This is a genomic window from Halorubrum depositum, assembly GCF_007671725.1.
GTDB lineage: Archaea > Halobacteriota > Halobacteria > Halobacteriales > Haloferacaceae > Halorubrum > Halorubrum depositum.
In genome coordinates this window covers 720,918-737,356 of sequence record NZ_VCNM01000002.1, presented here as the reverse complement: position 1 = coordinate 737,356, position 16,439 = coordinate 720,918, and the positions used below count along the sequence as shown (strand labels likewise).

Here is a 16,439-nt window from a genome sequence, read left to right as displayed (position 1 = left end):
CTACGCCGCCGCCTCGTCGGCCGCCTCGTCGACCGCCTCGTCGAGCGCGTCGTAGTCCGGTTCCTGTCCCGAGTGCTCCGCGAGCCAGCGGTACGTCACGACGCCGTCGCCGTCGATCACGAAGACGGCCCGCTGCGCGACCGTCTCGACGCCGTAGTGTTCGAAGTCCTCGATGACGTCGTACGCCTCGATCGCGCGGTGGTCGGGGTCGCCCACGAGCCCGAACGGGAGCTCGTACTGCGTCCGGTAGGCCGCGAGCGCGTGCGGGAGATCGGTGCTCACGCCGAACAGGGTGCAGTCGCCGCGGTCGAACTCGTCGCGGAGCGCCTCCATCTCGTCGGTGCAGGTGTTCGAGAAGGCGGCCGGGAAGAAGGCGAGCACCACGGGCTCGTCGCCGAGGCGGTCGTCCAGCCGGAACGGTTCGATGTCGCCGTCAACGAGCGAGGCGGTGAAGTCGGGGGCGTCGTCGCCGACTGTCGTCATACCTCCCGATTACGCCCCGGGCGTATCACGGTTTCGACGTTCGTCGACCGACTCTCCGGGAAGGCGGAATTCTCGGCGCGTTGGCCGTCCAACGACGACTCGCCGTCGGCTCACCGAGGCAAAAAGACTATAGTCGCAAGAGGGTTACTCCGGGACAGAGATGGTAAGTGCGATTCCACTGATCGGCGGCATCCCGGCGGGCCCGGAGCTCCTCATCATCCTGCTCGTGCTGGTCCTCCTGTTCGGGGCGAACAAGATTCCGAAGCTCGCTCGGTCGACCGGCCAGGCGATGGGCGAGTTCAAGAAGGGACGCGAGGAGGTAGAGGACGAACTGAAACAGATGCAAGAGGGCGACGAGGAGTCGGCGGTCGACGCGGACTCGACGGTCGACGCCGACGAGGACGAGGAGCTCGAGGACCTCGAGACCGAGAAAGAGACGAGCGCGTAGACCGGCTCGGCGACGCCGACCGATCCCCGCTGCGACGTTTTCTCCACCGCGTTGGGCGCGTGGCCTAGCGGACAGGGCGAGAGGTTCCTAACCTCTCGATCGCGGGTTCGAATCCCGTCGCGCCCGTTCTTTCGCTTCGCTCATTCACGGCCGCGACTGGCTCCACGCTCGCTCACTCCGTTCGCTCGCGTGGATCCCGCCGTGCCCGCTATCTGCGAACGAAGTGAGCAGTAGCGGCACAAGCGGGATCCTCGCGAGGATCCCGTCGCGCCCTCCTGTTAATCAGTCTCGCCCAGCCGCGGGAACGATCGCCACGCGAGCCACACCGCGAACCCGGCAATCGCGAGCGTCGCGCCCGCGAGCAGCGGTCCGGGCTCGTACAGGAGGGGCGGGTGATACCCCATCCCGTAATCGAGGGCGACGTTCCCGACGGCCAGCGCGAGCGCGAGTGCGAGCGCGCCGCGGGTCGTTCGACCGAACGCCGGGAACAGCAGCGCGAGCCCGACGAAACAGAGGTGCGTGCCGAGCACGCCCCAGTAGTAGATCCACGCGTCGGGGGCTGCGACGTACTGCGAGAAGGCGAGGTTCAGCGAGACCAGCGGCCAGAGGCCGAACGTGACCAGCCAGACGAACGCGAGCGTCTGAAGGTACGCCAGCGGTCGCGACGCGGGGGCGTCGGCGACGACGCTCCCGCCCGCCCGAACCGTCGGCACGAGCGTCAGCAGGACCGCCCCGCCGAGCGCGACCGCGACCGCCGAGTCCGCGTACAGCGGCCACAGCGGGACCGGCACGTCGCCGGCGGTCGGGGCGTAGTAGCCGGCGCCGACCGCGAGCATGAACGCGACGAACGCGAGCACGACGCCCAGGCTCCGGGGAGTGCCGAGCAGCTCCTCGGCGATCGCCGCGCGGACGCGGCGGCGGACCGCCGGCCGCCGGAGGCGACCGAGCGCGCGGCGGAGCGGAACGTCGTCTGAGGGTGCCACGCCGTCGCTTCGGCGGCCACCGACCTAAAAACCGTCCCCTCGCCGGGCGATTATCAGTCGCGGGGTTTTGCGAGACACCTTTTTTAACGGTCGAGCTGTTTACGCAGTTATGGCAACCGAGGACGCCGAGCGCTCGCCGCAGTCGCCAGAGGAGGCGACCGACGGGACGGCGTCCGACCCGCCCGTCGCGAGGGGACGGTACTCGTGGCGGGCGTTCCTGAACGATCGCGGCCGCGCCGACGCCGCGGCGGAGCTGTACGCCGACGTCGGCGTGGAACCGGTCGTCCCGGCGAGCGCCGTCGCCGCGCACGCCGAGGACGGCGCCGACGGCGTGCTCCGCGCGCCCGGCGTCGACGAGCCGTTCGTGGCCGACGGCGACACCCCGGTCTCCGGTCACGGGACGCCGGACGCGGGGACGCTCGTCGTGGGCGCCGACCACGTCGTTCTCAGCGGCGACGCCGTGGTCCCCGACGGGACGTCGACGGCGGCGGTGGACCCCGGCGCGTTCGCGTCGGAGCCGGAGGCGGATCCGGACGCGACGACCGAGAGGGACGAGCCGGAGGAATCGACCGAAAGGGGCGACGCTGACGACTCCGCTGAAGCGCCTGATGCGGAAGTGGCCGGGGAGTCTGCGGACGACCCCGAAGCCGACGACGAACCCCATCCCGACGACGAGGCGTCTGCGACCGACCCGGACGGGACGGACGACGAAACGGACGGGACGGACGACGAAACGGACGGGACGGACGACGAAACGGACCGGACGGACGACGAAACGGACGATGAGGACCGGCTCGCGGTCGGGGGCGGCGGCGTGTCCGGGACGGTCGCCGTCGCGGCCGCCGACGTCGAGACGGTCCCGCGGCGCGCGCCGACCGCGGAGGAGTGGGCCCGCGTCGACGTCGACCCGAGCGAGTTCCTCGGCTTCGACCCCTCGGAGACGGCGTACCGGGTCCGGGCGGCCGCGGCCGTCGGCGACGTCCTCTGGGACCTGTGTTCGGCCCGGTACGACCTCTACTCGGTGCCGGTCCTGAAGGGGTACTACACGTGGGACGATTACCGCGACGAGTACTTCCTCGACGAGGAGGGGAACCCGCCGATGGACGAGGACGACGAGCCGCTGGAGTTCACCCACGAGGACAAGACCGAGGCGCTCGGGTTCGACCCCGATCGGACCGAGGATCTGCTGGGCGCGGGCGGGAGCGCCGCCGCCGAACTCGCCGACCTGGTCGACGAGCGCACGGTGAACGTGAACCCCGAGGTCGACGAGGACGCGTTCTTCTCGACGGCCGCGGGCGACACCACGCTCGCGAACCGGTACGACCTGGAGAAGGCGGTGCCGATGCCGAAGAAGACCCACTTCCGCGAGATCGAGCGCTACTGGGTGAACGAGCCGTACGCGTTCGTGATCGTGTTCCGCTCGACGAAGGAGAACGAGGTGAAGTACTACGCCGTCCAGCCGTACCGGACCGAGATCGAGACGGACCTCGTCGAGTTCCTGACGGGGAAGCTCCGCACCTCGATCAAGTACGCCGACGAGGCGATCGCGGGGGGCGACGAGGAGTTCCGCAAGGAGGTGATCGTCGACGAGGCGCTCACCCTGCTCGACCGGTACGACCTCTACGAGCGCGAGGCCGGCGACCGGGGGGTGATCGACGACCTCGTCGACGACGCGGTCGACCGGTTCGGGTTCGACGTCACGGAGGGGATCGCCGCTCGGATCACGGAGTCGCTCGGCTACGAACCCCCCGCGGAGCCGGACGCGGAGTCGGCGCCGGCGAAGATCCTCGCTCGCCCCGAGCCGGCGGTGCTGGCCGAGGACCCGGAGACGCTGTCGGACCACCAGGTGGAGAAGCTCCTGTACTACCTCAAGCGAGACTTCATCGGCTACGAGCGGATCGACCCGATCAAGTACGACATCAACGTGGAGGACATCTCCTGTGACGGGTACAACTCCCCGGTCTTCGTCTACCACTCCGACTACGAGCAGATCATCACCAACGTCTACCACGAGACCGACGAGCTCGACGACTTCGTCGTGAAGCTCGCGCAGCGCTCCGGAAAGGGGATCTCGAAGCGGCGCCCGCAGGTGGACGCCACTCTCCCGGACGGCTCCCGCGCCCAGCTGACGCTCGGCCGAGAGGTGTCGGACCACGGGACGAACTACACTATCCGGCAGTTCAACGAGATCCCGTTCACGCCGATCGACCTGATCAACTGGAAGACGTTCTCGCTCGACGAGATGGCGTTCCTCTGGCTCTCGATCGAGAACCACAAGAGCCTGATCTTCGCTGGCGGTACCGCCTCCGGGAAGACGACGAGCCTGAACGCGGTCTCCCTCTTCATCCCCTCGAACGCGAAGATCGTCTCCATCGAGGACACCCGCGAGGTCGAGCTCCCCCAGCGCAACTGGATCGCCTCCGTCACGCGCCCCTCCTTCTCCGACGACGACAAGGGCGACATCGACGAGTTCGACTTACTGGAGGCCGCGCTCCGCCAGCGCCCCGACTACATCGTGATGGGCGAGATCCGCGGCGAGGAGGGCCGGACCGCCTTCCAGGTGATGTCGACCGGCCACACCACCTACACCACCTTCCACGCCGACACGGTCGGGGAGGTGCTCAAGCGGTTCACCACTGAGCCGATCAACGTCTCGAAGACGATGTTCACGGCCCTCGATCTGGTCTCCGTCCAGACGTCGACTCGGGTGCAGGGGAAGAAGGTGCGCCGGAACAAGTCGCTGACCGAGATCAACCACTACGACGCCGAGAACGACGAGATCAACGTCCAGGACGTGTTCCAGTGGCAGGCGGAGACGGACGAGTTCCTCCAGATGGGCGACTCGAACACCCTCGAGGACATCATGTTCGACCGCGGCTGGGGCCGCGAGACGCTGAACGAGGAGCTCCGGAAGCGCCGGGTCGTGTTGGCGTACCTCATCGACCGAGGGCTCAACAGCTACGCGCAGGTGGCCGCGACGTTCCAGGCGTTCATCAACGACCCGGAGACGGTGCTCGCGCTGATGGCCAACGAGGGGCTCGAGCGCTCGCTGGAGGACCTCCGAGAGATGGAGTCCGTCCTCATCAACGTCGACCGCGACAAGGAGGAGATGGTGCCCCGACCGGAGCCGGACGAGGCGGGCCGCGCGGAGGTCGAGCGGATCCTCGCCGACGCCGAGGACCTGTTCGCCGAGTACCGCGGCCGGATGCCCGACTCCGTCGCCGACGCGCTGCTCGACGTGACGCCCGCCGCCGACGTGGAAGCGACGCCGGACGACGACCGCGAGGCGCTCGCGGAGACGGCCCGCGATGCGGCGGCGCTCCACCCGGACGCGGCCGGTCCCGAACGCCCCGACCGCGTCGCGGATGGCGAGAGCGCGCCGCTCGACGGAACGGCGGCAGAGGCGGTGACGACCGAGCCGGTGGCGACCGAGACGACGACGGCTGACGGATCGTCGACCGACGGATCGTCGACTGACGACTTCGACGGGGTCGCCGACGCGAGCCCGGTCGACGGGAGCCCCGGCGTCGGGCCGAGCGATCGGTCCCGGGCGTCGGGCGAACCGGCGAGCGCGACCGGGACTGAGGCGACTAACGGCTCGTCTCCGGGGGACGGCCTCCGAGACGTGACCGACGCCGATCCGGCCGCCGGAAGCGGCGCGATCGACTTCGACGAGCCGTTCGAGGAGGGGATCGACGTGCTGGATCCGGCCGCCGCCGACGGTGACGAAGGCGATCCGGACGGCGACACCGAGGGCGACGACGCGGCGGCGGAAGGCGAGGACGAAGCGGAGAGCGACGAGGGGGCGGAGAGCGACGAGGGGGCGGAGAGCGACGACGGGCCGACCGTCGAGCGCGACGACGGGCCGACCGTCGAGCGCGACGACGACGCGGAGGGCGACGACGACATCGGCGACTGGGGGTTCGGCACGGTCGAATCCCCGGAGGAGCGGTAGCGTCGTGTCCCCGACGAGGTGGCTCGCGTGAGTCTCGACACGGGGGTCGGCGACGGCTCCGCCGACGCCGACGTCCTCGCGGAACTGTTCTACCCCGTCTTCGAGCTGCTGTTCGACGCCGACGGCGACTTCGTCGGCGACGTCGAGCGCAAGCTCGCGGAGGCCCGGATGCCGGACCAGGTGGAGATGTACGTCTCGCGGGCGCTCGGCGCGGGACTGCTCGTCGGCGGGCTCCTCTGGGCGCTCGGCACGCTGATCGGCTACGGCGTCTTCTCGCTCGGGCTGATCGACCCGAGCACGCTGTCGCTCGGCGTGCCGGCGCCGACGCCGGAGATACAGGCGCTGTTGCGGTCGCTCGTCGTGCCGACCGCGGTGCTGATAAGCGGCCTCGTCTTCGGCTCGATCGGGTTCGCGCTCGGGTTCGGCACCGTCGTCGCGATCCCCTACTCGCGGGCGTCCGCGCGGAAGCGCGAGATCAACCTCCTTCTCGCGGACTCCGTCTCGTTCATGTACGCGCTCTCCGTCGGCGGGCTCAACCAGCTCGAGATCCTCCGCGCGATGGCGACGGCGGAGGACACGTACGGCGAGGTCTCCCGCGAGTTCCAGAGCATCGTCAACGAGACGGAGTACTTCGGCACCGACTACCGGAACGCGATCCGCCAGCAGTCGATGGAGACCCCCTCCGACGAGCTCTCGCAGTTCCTCGCCGACATGCTCTCTATCGTCAACTCCGGCGGCGACATGGAGAGCTTCCTGAAGGACAAAAAGGAGAAACACCTCCGCACGTCGAAACAGGAGCGCGAGATGACGCTGGAGACGCTGGAGCTGTTCGGCGAGATGTACATGACGCTCTCCTTATTCCCCCTCCTCCTCATCATCATCCTCGTCATCATGGGGATGATGGGCGAGGCCGACGACCGGCTGCTGTACGCGACGGTGTACGTGCTGATCCCGCTGACCGGGATCGGCTTCCTCGTGCTCGTCTCCACCGTCAAGCAGGACGAGCCGGGCGACGGCTACCTCCGCCCCGACGGCGGCAGCGAGCGCCTCCGACAGACGAGCCAGGAGGGGCTCCTCCACTTCGGACTGATCGAGGGGTTCGTCGGTCGCTTCGGCGTCTTCGACCGGATCCGCGACCGGGAGGGGACGTACAAGACGAAACAGATCGTCTCGGCCCCGCACGTCTTCCTGCGCGACAATCCGCTGTACACGCTGGCGCTGACCGTGCCGGCCGCGGTCGCGATCGTCGCCATCGCGGCGCTCACCGGCAACGCGCCGACGACCTTCGACGGGTGGGTCGCTCGCCCCGTCTGGTCGGCGTTCGTCTGGATCTACGTCCCGGCGTACCTCGTGATGGGGCCCCTCGCGGCCTTCCACGAGTGGAGCCAGCGCTCGAAGCGGGCGATCACGGGGAAGCTCTCCGAGAGCCTCCGGAAGCTCTCCTCGGCGAACGACACCGGGCAGACCCTGCTCGAATCGGTCCAGACGGTCTCGGAGACCTCCACCGGCCAGCTCGCCGAGGAGTTCGAGGTGATCCACGCGAAGGTGAACTACGGGATGAGCCTCCGCGACGCCATGGTCGAGTTCAACAACAAGTACGCGGTCCCGCGGCTCGCCCGGACGGTGAAGCTCATCTCGGAGTCACAGGAGGCCTCCTCGCAGATCACGGACGTGTTGACGACGGCGGCGCAGGCCTCGGAGAACCAGGACGACATCGAGCGCGAACGGATCTCCCGGACCCGGATGCAGGTGGCGATCATCGTGATGACGTACGTCACGCTGCTCGGCGTGATGGCGATCCTCCAGACCCAGTTCATCGACGTGATGGGCGACCTCTCGTCGCAGGGGGAGTCCGCGGGCGGCGCGAGCGGCGGCGCCGGGTTCGGGGGCGGTGGCGGCGTGGATCCCGCCGTCCTCTCGATGCTGTTCTTCCACGCGGTGACCCTGCAGGCGGTGCTCTCGGGGTTCATCAGCGGCTACATCCGCAGCGCCGACATCATCTCAGGCGTCAAGTTCGCGGTAGTCCTGATGACGCTCGCGCTGGGGGTGTGGATCTATGTCGGGTGACCGGCGCGCGGCCACCTCTCGCCGACCGCTCGCGAGAGACCGCGCGCAGACCCCGATCGACTTCGCTATCGGCGCGAGCGTCTTCCTGCTGACGCTCGGGTTCGTGATCGCGTTCGTCCCGACCGTGTTCGATCCCTTCGCCGGCGCGGCGACCGCCTCGCCGGTCGTGAGCGACCGCGTCGCCGCGGGGCTCGCCGGCGACCTGCTCGCCGCGTCGCCGACGGAGCCCGCGGTGCTGTCGCCGGCGTGTACGGCCGCCTACTTCGAGGGCGACGCGGGCAACGCCACCCTCGCCGCCGCGGCCGGCTGTCCGGCCGGGGTCGCGAACGACACGGCCGCGGAGTTCGGGCTCGACGACGACGTGCTCGTCGTCGTCCACGCGATGAGCGAGCCGGACCCGATCGGCAACGCATCGACCGTCACCGTCGACACGGAGCACGGCACGCACACGGTCGACATGCGCCGCAGCACGAGAGACCCGGTCCGCGTCGACCGCGGCGGCGTCAGCGTCTCGCAGCGGCTCGTCTCGATCGACGGCGACCAGTACCGGCTCACGGTGTGGGTGTGGTGACCGTGGCGACCGACGACCGCGCGCAGGCGCACACGCTGGAGGCGTTCGCGGCGGCGATACTGATCGTCGCCGGGCTCACCTTCGCGCTGCAGGCGACCGCGGTGACGCCGCTGTCGGCCAGCACGTCGAACCAGCATCTGGAGAACCAGCAGCGGGCGGTCGCGAACGACCTGCTGGAGACGAGCGCGGCCAACGGCGACCTCGAAGCGGCGCTGCTCCGCTGGGACCCGGACAGGGAATCGTTCACGGACGAACGGAGCCCGAGCTACTTCACGAGCGGCGGCCCGCCGAACGCGTTCGGCGAGGCGCTGAACGCGAGCTTCGGTGAGCGACGGATCGCGTTCAACGTCCGGATCCGACACGGGGCGGGCAACGAGGAGGAGACGACGCTGGTGAACATGGGCGCGCCGAGCGACAACGCCGTGACGGCGACGCGCACGGTCGTTTTGACCGACGACGCGAACCTGACCGCCCCGGGATACCAGAACACGACGCTGCGGATGCTCTCCGACGGGAGCGCCAGCGGCGAGTTCTACGCGACCGACGCCGGCGGCGGCGCGGTGTACGACAGGCTGGAGGTGCGCATCGTCGTATGGCAGCTGTGATTCCCGGGCCGTCCGGCGGTGACGGCTCCCGCGACGACGGTGTTCGCGGCGGCCGACGCTTCCGCGACGCGGACCGCGGACAGCTCCTGTTGGTCTCCGGGCTCGTCGTCGCCGTCTCGCTGGTGGCGCTCGTGGTGCTGCTGAACGCGAGCATCTACAGCGAGAACGTCGCGACCCGCGGGGTCGAGGCCGCGGACGGGGAGGCGCTGGAGGTCCGCGCCGCCGCGGTCGAGGAGACCGGAAAGCTGATCGACGGGACGAACCGGAACCGACTCTCGGACCACGATGCGGCGGCAACCGCCGTCGAGAACGGGACCGCCGACCTCGATGCGCACCTCGCCCGGGCGTACGCCGATCGCGGCGGGGTGACCCGCGTCGCGGCCGACCCCTCGTCGATCCGCGGCGGGAGCTACGTGACGGGGAACCTCACCGCGAACAGGACCGGCGACTCGAACGCGACGCTCGCGCTCGACGTCGCTCAGATCCGAGGGTTCGTCGTGGCGGTCGACTCCGCCAACCTCTCGTCGACCGACGCGAGCGGGGCGGACACGAACGCCTTCTTCCTCGAGTTCGACGACGGCGTCAACGAGACGCGGGAGGTGTACGTGTACAACGAGACCGGCGACGTCACCGTCGCCGTCGGCGAGAACGGGAGCGCCCCGACGGTCGTCTGCTCGGCGCCGGCCGCCGACCGCGTCGCGGTCGATCTGACCGGCGAGCGGCTCGGCGACGAGCCCTGTCCGGGGCTCTGGCCGTCGAGCGCCGGGGCGCTGGGAACCCCCTACGACGTGACCATGGAACGGACCGACGCGGCGAACGGCACGGTGACCGCCACCGCGCGCCCCGATACGGGAGACGCCGTCGCCTCGGACCACACCGCGACCCCCGCGGTGTACGACGCGCGGATCGACCTCAGCTACCGCACCGCGGAGCTCCGGTTCGAGACCACGGTCCGGGTCGCCCCGGGTGAGCCCGATGCGTGAGCACGGGACGGTGGACGGCGGCGGCGACCGTTGCTTCCGCGGCGACGAACGCGCCGTGAGCGTCACCGTCGGGTACGTGCTGACGCTCGCGATCGGCGCGGTGCTGCTCTCGGGTGTCGTCATCGGCATCGGGGGCGTCGTCGATTCGCAGACGGACCGCGTCGTCAGGGGCGACCTCGCCGTGGTCGGACAGACCGCGGTCGCGAACCTCGAGAGCGCCGACCGGCTCGCCCGCGCGGCGGAAGTCGACCGCCCGGCCGGCGCCCCCGACGCGAACGTCGCCGTCGACGTCGATCTGCCCACCCGGATCGCGGGCCGCCCCTATCGGATCGCGGTCGACGGCGAGGCCGTGACGCTGCGGACCGACGACCCGGAAGCGGTCGCCGAGATCCCGCACGCCGCGAACCTGTCCGTCGAATCGTCTCGCGTCCGTGGCGGTCCGATCCGGATCCGGTATAACGGCTCGACCGGGCGGCTGGAGGTGACGGAGCGATGAGCCGGCGGGGGCGGAACCGGACGATCTCGGTCGGCGGCGTTCCCTCGCTCGCGGACGACGAGCGCGGCGTGAGCGACGTCGTCGGCTACATCCTCGTGTTCTCGCTGATCACGATCACGATCGGCACGGTGTTCGCGGTCGGCATCACGGGCGTGGAGGACCGCCGGGAGGCCGAGCGCGTCGCCAACGTCGAGCGCGCGTTCGACGTGCTCGACGACAACCTCCGGGACGTCCAGCGGTACGGCGACCCCAACCGGGCGACCGAGATCCGGCTGGCCGGCGGCACGCTGTCGGTCGGCGAAAGCACGCGAGTCGTCCTCGCGACCACCAACGACTCCGACGACGTCGCGAACCACACGCTCGACGAGTGGACGTCCCGGACGATCGCGTACGAGGAGGGCGACACGACGATCGCCTACGACGCCGGGGCGCTGGTCCGCGGCGACGGCGACGGCTCGGTGATGCTCTCGGAACCGCGCTTCGTCGCCGCCGACGGCCGGACGACGATTCCGATCGTGGCGTTGGCCCGCGGTGACGGGGCGGAGCGCGTCGCCGGCGACGGCACCGTCCAGATCACCGCGGTCGAGGACCCGAACGCGGACTCGGAGACGGCGCGCTTCGACGCCGCGAGCGGCGAGACGTTGTACCTCTGGGTCGAGACGAACCACTCGGACGCGTGGGCCCGCTACTTCGACCGCGCGGACGGGTTCTCGGACGCGACCCCCGCGGGCGCCGACGGCGTCGCCGTCGCGGAGCTCGCGCACGACGACGAGGTGTACGTGCGCGAGACCGTCCGTCTCGTCGAGCTCCGGCGCTGATGGTCGCCCCGCGAGCGGCCTCGTTCCGAGCGGCTCGGCCGGGCTAGTCGTCCTCGATCGTCACTCGGTGTCGAGAGACGTGCAGGTGGCTCACCACGGGGACGGAGTCGCCCTCGAACGGTTTGGCTTCCCTGAGCGACTCGTCGTAGTGGAGGCTGAGGTCGGCGTCGTCGAACTCGAAGCTGCCGGAGGTGAACGACCCTTTAAACGTCATCTGGTTTCTGAGTTCCACGTCGCTCGTGGGGGCGTACATGACGCCCGCGAAGTCGATGCCGTCGGTCTGGTCGCCGGCGAAGTAGACGTCGTCTCCGCTCGAGTACAGCCACAGGTTCTTCGTCACGTCGCTGTCGGCGGCGATCCGCGCCTGGTCCGTCACGTCGACGTTGCCGGTGTTGTACAGCTCGAAGCGGGTTCCGGTGGCCGTCGTGACCGACGCGTCGTTCCGTACTTCCACCGCGCCGTCGACGAACAGCCTCTTGCGGTCGCCGCCCTGGGCTCGAAGCGTCGACTGGTCCAGCATCGAGAAGTCGCCCTCGACGAGGACGTCGACGTCGCCCGCGTCTCCGAGTTCGACCTCGCTTCCGTCCTCGCTCACGGTGAGCGCACCGTCGACGTGAACGGTCGCGTCGTTCATGATCCGGAGCGTGCTGCCGTTCGAGACCGAGACATCGCCGTCGACGTAGGTGTCCTCGCCGATCGTCCAGACGCTTCCGTTGTCGTGGGCGAGTCCGTTGTCGATCGTCTTGCCGGATTCGAGGTTCTGGTCCCGGACTCGGTTCATTCGTTCGCTTATAGCGCCCGAGATGGGATCCGCTTCGCTCAGGGAGTCGTCGGTCCGTCGTTCGCCGGTGACGTTCAGCTTGTCCTCCTGTCCGGGCGGGATGTTGTACGACTCCGCTACGAGGTCGCCGCGGATTTCGATCGACTCGGTGTTCCCCCCGCCGCCGGCCGTGAGCCGGAACTCTCCGGTGGTCTGGACTGTCGCGTCGTCGTTCGCGTTGTCGCGTCCGGGGTAGGGGGTGTTGCCGGCAGAGTCGTAGCTGTCGGCGTACAGGCTGTCGATCCCGCCCGTGTCGAGACGGGACCGGCCCACAGACGAGACGCTCGCGCTCAGCGTGGGGTGGACCGTCTCCGTGCGGAGCGCGACGCGGACCTCCGTCGGCGACACCTGGGTGACGTTCGCCCGCGTCCGCGTCTCGAAGAACCGCCCCCACGCCTCCGCGTACTCGCTCTCGACCGTGATCGTCACGTTCCCGCCGAGCAGCGGGTTCGAGACGTTCTCGGAGGGGAACAGCCCCTCCGGGTGTTTCGACGTGCCCGTCACGACCGCCGCGTCGCCGAGTCGCCCGTCGGCCCCGTCGATGGTCACGAGCGGGAGCGTGAGGGTGTCGCCGCGGTAGTGGAACTCCGGCGGGGAGACCATCCACGAGCCGCCGGCGTTCGACCGCCAGACGCCGCCGCCCTGGTACGCGACCCGGTCGTCGCCCCGCTCGTAGACCATGGCGCCGAGCGTGACGTTCTCCGTCACCGTCTCCAGGTCGCCGGCCTCGTTCTCCGCCTCGACCTCGATCCGCATCACCCCCGCGTCGCCGTCGACGCGCACGTCGGCGCTCCGCCCCGGGTCGAGCCGGACGCGCTGGCTCGTCGACCCGCCGTGCGCCACGAGGCTGGCCTTCGAGTCGACCTGCGTCATCGCCCCCTCGATCCGCTGGACGTCGGCCGACGACTGCACGTCGGCGAGCGCCGTCGACCCGAGCGCGACCGTGATCCCGACCGCGGTGATCGTGAGTCCGAGGAGGAGCACGACGCCGATCACCTCGCTCTGCGCCCGGTCGGGACGGTTCATGTACCCGCGTACGCCGGGAGCACGGATAAACGTCGACGTCCGAGTATCGGATCTGAGAGCGGCGGTCGGCCGCTCCTCGACGGCCGCGCTCCCCACGCGCGTCTCGCCCCGAGCGCACCACCTAAGCCGGCGGAAGCGCTCCCTTCGGATATGACCGAGGAGCTGTACCTCGCCGACGACACCGTGACGACGTTCGAGGCGACCGTCGAGCGCGCGCTCGACGACCGCGTCGTCCTCGACCGGACGCACTTCTACCCGACCGGTGGCGGCCAGCCGCACGACACGGGGACGCTCCGCGTCGCGGACGGGGAGAACGGTGCCCGGTGGCGGGTGGTCGACGTGCAGAAGAAGGACACGATCTACCACACTCTCGCGGCGACGGACGGAGGGAGCTCACGGTCCCCGCCCGAGCCCGGTACCGCGGTCGTCGGCGAGATCGACGCGGCGCGTCGGTCGGCTCACTCGCGGTACCACACCGCCCAACACCTGCTGTCGGCGCTTCTGTTAAACGAGTTCGACGCGCGGACCACCGGGAACCAGCTGTACGACGACCACGCGCACCTCGACGCGGCGTACGACCGTTTCGACGACACGGATCTCGACCGGATCGAGGCGCGGCTCAACGAGCTCGTCGCCGACGAACGCCCCGTCACGAGCTACGCGATGGACCGCGCGGAGGCGGAGGCGACGCTGGACCCGGAGCGCACCCGCATCGACCTCCTTCCCGACTCGATCCGGGAGCTCCGGATCGTCGAGATCGGTGCGGCGGGCGCCGACGACGCCGGGGCGGAGACCGGCGCGGACCCGTACGACCGCACCGCCTGCGCCGGGACCCACGTCGGCGACACCGCCGAGATCGGCGAGATCGTCGTCACCGGTCGGGAGACGAAGGGGAGCGATGAGGAGCGCGTGCGGTTCGCGCTCGCCGACCACCTCGACGGCGAATAGCGCGCGAACCGCCGTCGACGCGATCGACGCCGCTCGTCCGCGATCCCGTCGTTTATATACGATCCGCGGCTGGTTCCGCCATGAAGTTCTGCGACGAGTGCGGCTCGATGATGAAGTCGGGCGAGGGCGAGGACCACTGGGTGTGTAGCTCCGAGGACTGCGGCCACGAGATCGGCCGCGAGGACGGCGACGACGAGTGGACCACCGAGTCGCAGGTCGAGTCGGAGATCATCGACGTGAGCGACGCGGAGGACAAGGGGCTCCCGCAGACGACCGCCCACTGCCCGGAGTGCGGCAACGACCGCGCGTACTGGTACATGCAGCAGATCCGCTCGGCCGACGAGTCCGAGACCCGCTTCTTCGTCTGCACCGAGTGCGAGCACAAGTGGCGCGAAGACGACCACTGACCCGATCCGCGGCGGCCCGCTCTCCGCTCGCCGGCCGAGCCGCCTCCGCCCGAGTCACCCCCGGCTCCGCCCGCCTTTAATTACCCTCGCGGCGAACGCCGACCATGGACCCGCCGGTCGTCCCCACGGACCGCCTCGACGGCTGGCGACGCGTCGCCGAGACGACGGACCGACCGTTCGCGGCCGGCCCCATCTCGGTGACCGCGAGCACGGTGCGATACGAGCGGACGGACGACCCCCCGCCGCGCCCCTTCTGCTTCGCGAGTCGTCTCCGGATCCGCCCGGAGACGACACCGAACGCCGCGCTCACGCGGCTCGTCGAGCGGCGGGCTCGGGAGGGGTTCCGCGACCGGCTCGCCGAGCGCGACGTCGAGGCCGTCGAGCGCCGCGGCGAGCGCGAGATCGCTGTCGACGACCCGGCCGCCTCGCGCGCGACGCTCTGGACCTTCCGCGGCGACTGTCGGGTCGGTACTGACGAGGGCGTCGTCGACGCCGACGGCGAGGAAAGCGGCGCCCGCGACACCGTCCCGGTCGAGGCGCTGTTCGCGGTGTGGGCGACCGACGAGTACCTCCTCGCCGGCGGCGCCTACCCGCTCGGATCGGACGCGTACCCGGACGGCCGGAGTCCCGAAGACGCGCGGCGGGAGCTGCTGGGGATCGTGCGCGGGGTCCGGTCGCCGGCGGGCGGAGGGGACGGCGGAGACGGCGAAGACGACGAGTAGCGGACCGCGAGGCGCGCGCCGACTCAGCAGGTCGCGGTGCCCGCGCTCGACTCGATCGGGGAGCCCTCGCCGCGGTACTCCGAGTCGCCGATCGCGCCGCCGAACATCGGGAGGTCGAGCTCGTACGCGTACAGCACGTCGAACGCCGCGAACGGGTCTATCCCGTTCGAGATCGCCTCGCGCGCGGTGAGCCGGACCCCCGCGGCGAGCGTCACGATGGGGTCGCCGTCGAGCGTCCCGGCCGCCTCCAGGCCGAACTCGTTGCCGGCGGCGGGGTCGGTCAGCACGGAGAGGTGGACGACCGCGTCGATCGTCGCGCCCGTCTCGCCGATCGAGATCGGGTAGCCGTCGCCCGCGAAACACCGCGTCGGCGGCGCGGAGACGGCGCCGGGAGCGTCGCTCTCGAAATCGTTGCTCTCGGGAATATCGCCCTCGCGCGTGTCGTTCCCGGGCGCGTCGCCGCCGGTCTGTGCCGCCCCGAGGCCGACGGCCGCGCCGCTCGCGGCCAGCGCCGAGACGAGGAGCAGCGCGACCGCCAGCGCCGCGAGCCGGGCCATCTGGTGGCGGGCCGCCGAGCGATTGGTCATCGGTGCGGGGTACGACGGCGAGGCCTAAAACGCCGCGGCCTCCGCTATCCGATCTGATACTCGGAAGCGGAGCGGGGTCACGGCGAATCGAGGAGCCCGTCGACGAGCAGTTCGCCGGAGGCGACGTTGGTCGCCAGCGGGACGTCCTTCACGTCGCAGACGCGCAGCAGCGCGGAGATGTCCGGCTCGTGCGCCTGCGCGGTGAGCGGGTCGCGGAGGAAGACGACGCCGTCGATCGCGTCGTCGGCGATCATCCCACCGATCTGGAGGTCGCCGCCGTACGGGCCCGACGCCTGCCGGTTTACGGCGAGGCCGGTCTCCTCGGTGATGCGTTTTCCGGTGGTCCCCGTCGTCACGAGCTCGCACTCGCCGAGGGCCGCGGCGTGTTTCGTGACGAACTCCACCATCTCGTCTTTCAGCTCGTCGTGGGCGATGAGCGCGAGTCGCATGGCCCGACGTTGCCGCGTCGCCGGTTAAAGACTCGCGTCGGCGCAACGCGGCGAAAGCGAGCGGGAGAGCC

At 70.3% G+C, this 16,439-nt stretch carries 16 protein-coding genes and 1 tRNA gene; 12 read left to right on the top strand and 5 right to left on the bottom strand.

Annotated elements, in window-relative coordinates:
- Positions 1-483: a redoxin domain-containing protein gene (locus FGM06_RS11175; protein WP_144799327.1), complete on the bottom strand. Its 483-nt coding sequence runs from the start codon at positions 481-483 to the stop codon at positions 1-3.
- Between the two features lie 160 nt (positions 484-643).
- Here FGM06_RS11175 and FGM06_RS11170 point away from each other — a divergent pair, with 160 nt between their 5' ends.
- Complete coding sequence (locus FGM06_RS11170) at positions 644-931, top strand: Sec-independent protein translocase subunit TatA/TatB (protein WP_144799326.1); 288 nt, start codon at positions 644-646, stop codon at positions 929-931.
- 53 nt (positions 932-984) lie between these two features.
- Positions 985-1,057, top strand: a tRNA-Arg gene (locus tag FGM06_RS11165).
- Positions 1,058-1,209: 152 nt separating this feature from the next.
- On the opposite strand, the gene FGM06_RS11160 is transcribed toward FGM06_RS11165, so the two are convergent.
- Positions 1,210-1,914 (bottom strand): DUF1405 domain-containing protein, encoded by a 705-nt coding sequence (locus FGM06_RS11160; protein WP_144799325.1) that lies wholly within the window; start codon positions 1,912-1,914, stop codon positions 1,210-1,212.
- 109 nt (positions 1,915-2,023) lie between these two features.
- Here FGM06_RS11160 and FGM06_RS11155 point away from each other — a divergent pair, with 109 nt between their 5' ends.
- The 7 genes from FGM06_RS11155 to FGM06_RS11125 are packed head-to-tail and all read left to right on the top strand — an operon-like array spanning position 2,024 to position 11,409.
- Positions 2,024-5,869, top strand: coding sequence for an ATPase, T2SS/T4P/T4SS family (locus FGM06_RS11155; RefSeq protein WP_144799324.1), 3,846 nt, complete (start codon positions 2,024-2,026; stop codon positions 5,867-5,869).
- Between the two features lie 27 nt (positions 5,870-5,896).
- On the top strand, positions 5,897-7,936 hold the full coding sequence (locus FGM06_RS11150; protein ID WP_144799323.1) for a type II secretion system F family protein: 2,040 nt from the start codon (positions 5,897-5,899) through the stop codon (positions 7,934-7,936).
- The gene (locus FGM06_RS11145; RefSeq protein ID WP_144799322.1) at positions 7,926-8,507 is read left to right on the top strand and encodes a DUF7287 family protein; all 582 of its coding nucleotides are present in this window, start codon (positions 7,926-7,928) and stop codon (positions 8,505-8,507) included. The genes FGM06_RS11150 and FGM06_RS11145 overlap by 11 nt, the downstream gene beginning before the upstream one ends.
- Positions 8,504-9,112, top strand: coding sequence for a DUF7288 family protein (locus FGM06_RS11140; protein ID WP_241662565.1), 609 nt, complete (start codon positions 8,504-8,506; stop codon positions 9,110-9,112). Before FGM06_RS11145 ends, FGM06_RS11140 begins: the two co-directional genes overlap by 4 nt.
- On the top strand, positions 9,100-10,095 hold the full coding sequence (locus tag FGM06_RS11135) for a DUF7261 family protein (protein WP_144799321.1): 996 nt from the start codon (positions 9,100-9,102) through the stop codon (positions 10,093-10,095). Before FGM06_RS11140 ends, FGM06_RS11135 begins: the two co-directional genes overlap by 13 nt.
- Positions 10,088-10,591, top strand: coding sequence for a DUF7266 family protein (locus FGM06_RS11130; RefSeq protein ID WP_144799320.1), 504 nt, complete (start codon positions 10,088-10,090; stop codon positions 10,589-10,591). Before FGM06_RS11135 ends, FGM06_RS11130 begins: the two co-directional genes overlap by 8 nt.
- A complete protein-coding gene (locus FGM06_RS11125; RefSeq protein ID WP_144799319.1) occupies positions 10,588-11,409 on the top strand; it encodes a DUF7289 family protein in 822 nt (273 codons plus the stop codon). The genes FGM06_RS11130 and FGM06_RS11125 overlap by 4 nt, the downstream gene beginning before the upstream one ends.
- A 43-nt stretch (positions 11,410-11,452) precedes the next feature.
- Here FGM06_RS11125 and FGM06_RS11120 read toward each other — a convergent pair whose 3' ends face one another.
- A complete protein-coding gene (locus FGM06_RS11120) occupies positions 11,453-13,255 on the bottom strand; it encodes a DUF7289 family protein (RefSeq protein ID WP_144799318.1) in 1,803 nt (600 codons plus the stop codon).
- 150 nt (positions 13,256-13,405) lie between these two features.
- On the opposite strand from FGM06_RS11120, the gene FGM06_RS11115 reads away from it, so the two are divergent.
- The 3 genes from FGM06_RS11115 to FGM06_RS11105 all read left to right on the top strand — a co-directional run bounded on the left by FGM06_RS11115 (position 13,406) and on the right by FGM06_RS11105 (position 15,332).
- Positions 13,406-14,203: an alanyl-tRNA editing protein gene (locus tag FGM06_RS11115; protein ID WP_144799317.1), complete on the top strand. Its 798-nt coding sequence runs from the start codon at positions 13,406-13,408 to the stop codon at positions 14,201-14,203.
- 80 nt (positions 14,204-14,283) lie between these two features.
- Positions 14,284-14,610 carry a transcription factor S gene (locus tag FGM06_RS11110; RefSeq protein WP_144799316.1) on the top strand — a complete coding sequence of 109 codons (327 nt, stop codon included), beginning with the start codon at positions 14,284-14,286 and terminating at the stop codon, positions 14,608-14,610.
- Between the two features lie 104 nt (positions 14,611-14,714).
- Complete coding sequence (locus tag FGM06_RS11105; RefSeq protein WP_144799315.1) at positions 14,715-15,332, top strand: hypothetical protein; 618 nt, start codon at positions 14,715-14,717, stop codon at positions 15,330-15,332.
- A gap of 23 nt (positions 15,333-15,355) precedes the next feature.
- Here the strand turns inward: FGM06_RS11105 and FGM06_RS11100 are convergent, their stop codons facing one another.
- Positions 15,356-15,919, bottom strand: a complete 564-nt coding sequence (locus FGM06_RS11100) for a DUF7332 family protein (RefSeq protein ID WP_144799314.1) — start codon at positions 15,917-15,919, stop codon at positions 15,356-15,358.
- 77 nt (positions 15,920-15,996) lie between these two features.
- On the bottom strand, positions 15,997-16,368 hold the full coding sequence (locus tag FGM06_RS11095) for a methylglyoxal synthase (RefSeq protein WP_144799313.1): 372 nt from the start codon (positions 16,366-16,368) through the stop codon (positions 15,997-15,999).
- Positions 16,369-16,439: the final 71 nt, after the last annotated feature.

Coding starts and splice junctions, on each gene's coding strand:
- FGM06_RS11155 (WP_144799324.1), top strand. CDS start 2,024: ATGGCAACCGAGGACGCCGAGCGCTCGCCGCAGTCGCCAGAGGAGGCG.
- FGM06_RS11120 (WP_144799318.1), bottom strand. CDS start 13,255: ATGAACCGTCCCGACCGGGCGCAGAGCGAGGTGATCGGCGTCGTGCTC.
- FGM06_RS11095 (WP_144799313.1), bottom strand. CDS start 16,368: ATGCGACTCGCGCTCATCGCCCACGACGAGCTGAAAGACGAGATGGTG.
- FGM06_RS11135 (WP_144799321.1), top strand. CDS start 9,100: ATGGCAGCTGTGATTCCCGGGCCGTCCGGCGGTGACGGCTCCCGCGAC.
- FGM06_RS11125 (WP_144799319.1), top strand. CDS start 10,588: ATGAGCCGGCGGGGGCGGAACCGGACGATCTCGGTCGGCGGCGTTCCC.
- FGM06_RS11175 (WP_144799327.1), bottom strand. CDS start 483: ATGACGACAGTCGGCGACGACGCCCCCGACTTCACCGCCTCGCTCGTT.
- FGM06_RS11130 (WP_144799320.1), top strand. CDS start 10,088: ATGCGTGAGCACGGGACGGTGGACGGCGGCGGCGACCGTTGCTTCCGC.
- FGM06_RS11100 (WP_144799314.1), bottom strand. CDS start 15,919: ATGACCAATCGCTCGGCGGCCCGCCACCAGATGGCCCGGCTCGCGGCG.
- FGM06_RS11145 (WP_144799322.1), top strand. CDS start 7,926: ATGTCGGGTGACCGGCGCGCGGCCACCTCTCGCCGACCGCTCGCGAGA.
- FGM06_RS11105 (WP_144799315.1), top strand. CDS start 14,715: ATGGACCCGCCGGTCGTCCCCACGGACCGCCTCGACGGCTGGCGACGC.
- FGM06_RS11115 (WP_144799317.1), top strand. CDS start 13,406: ATGACCGAGGAGCTGTACCTCGCCGACGACACCGTGACGACGTTCGAG.
- FGM06_RS11110 (WP_144799316.1), top strand. CDS start 14,284: ATGAAGTTCTGCGACGAGTGCGGCTCGATGATGAAGTCGGGCGAGGGC.
- FGM06_RS11170 (WP_144799326.1), top strand. CDS start 644: ATGGTAAGTGCGATTCCACTGATCGGCGGCATCCCGGCGGGCCCGGAG.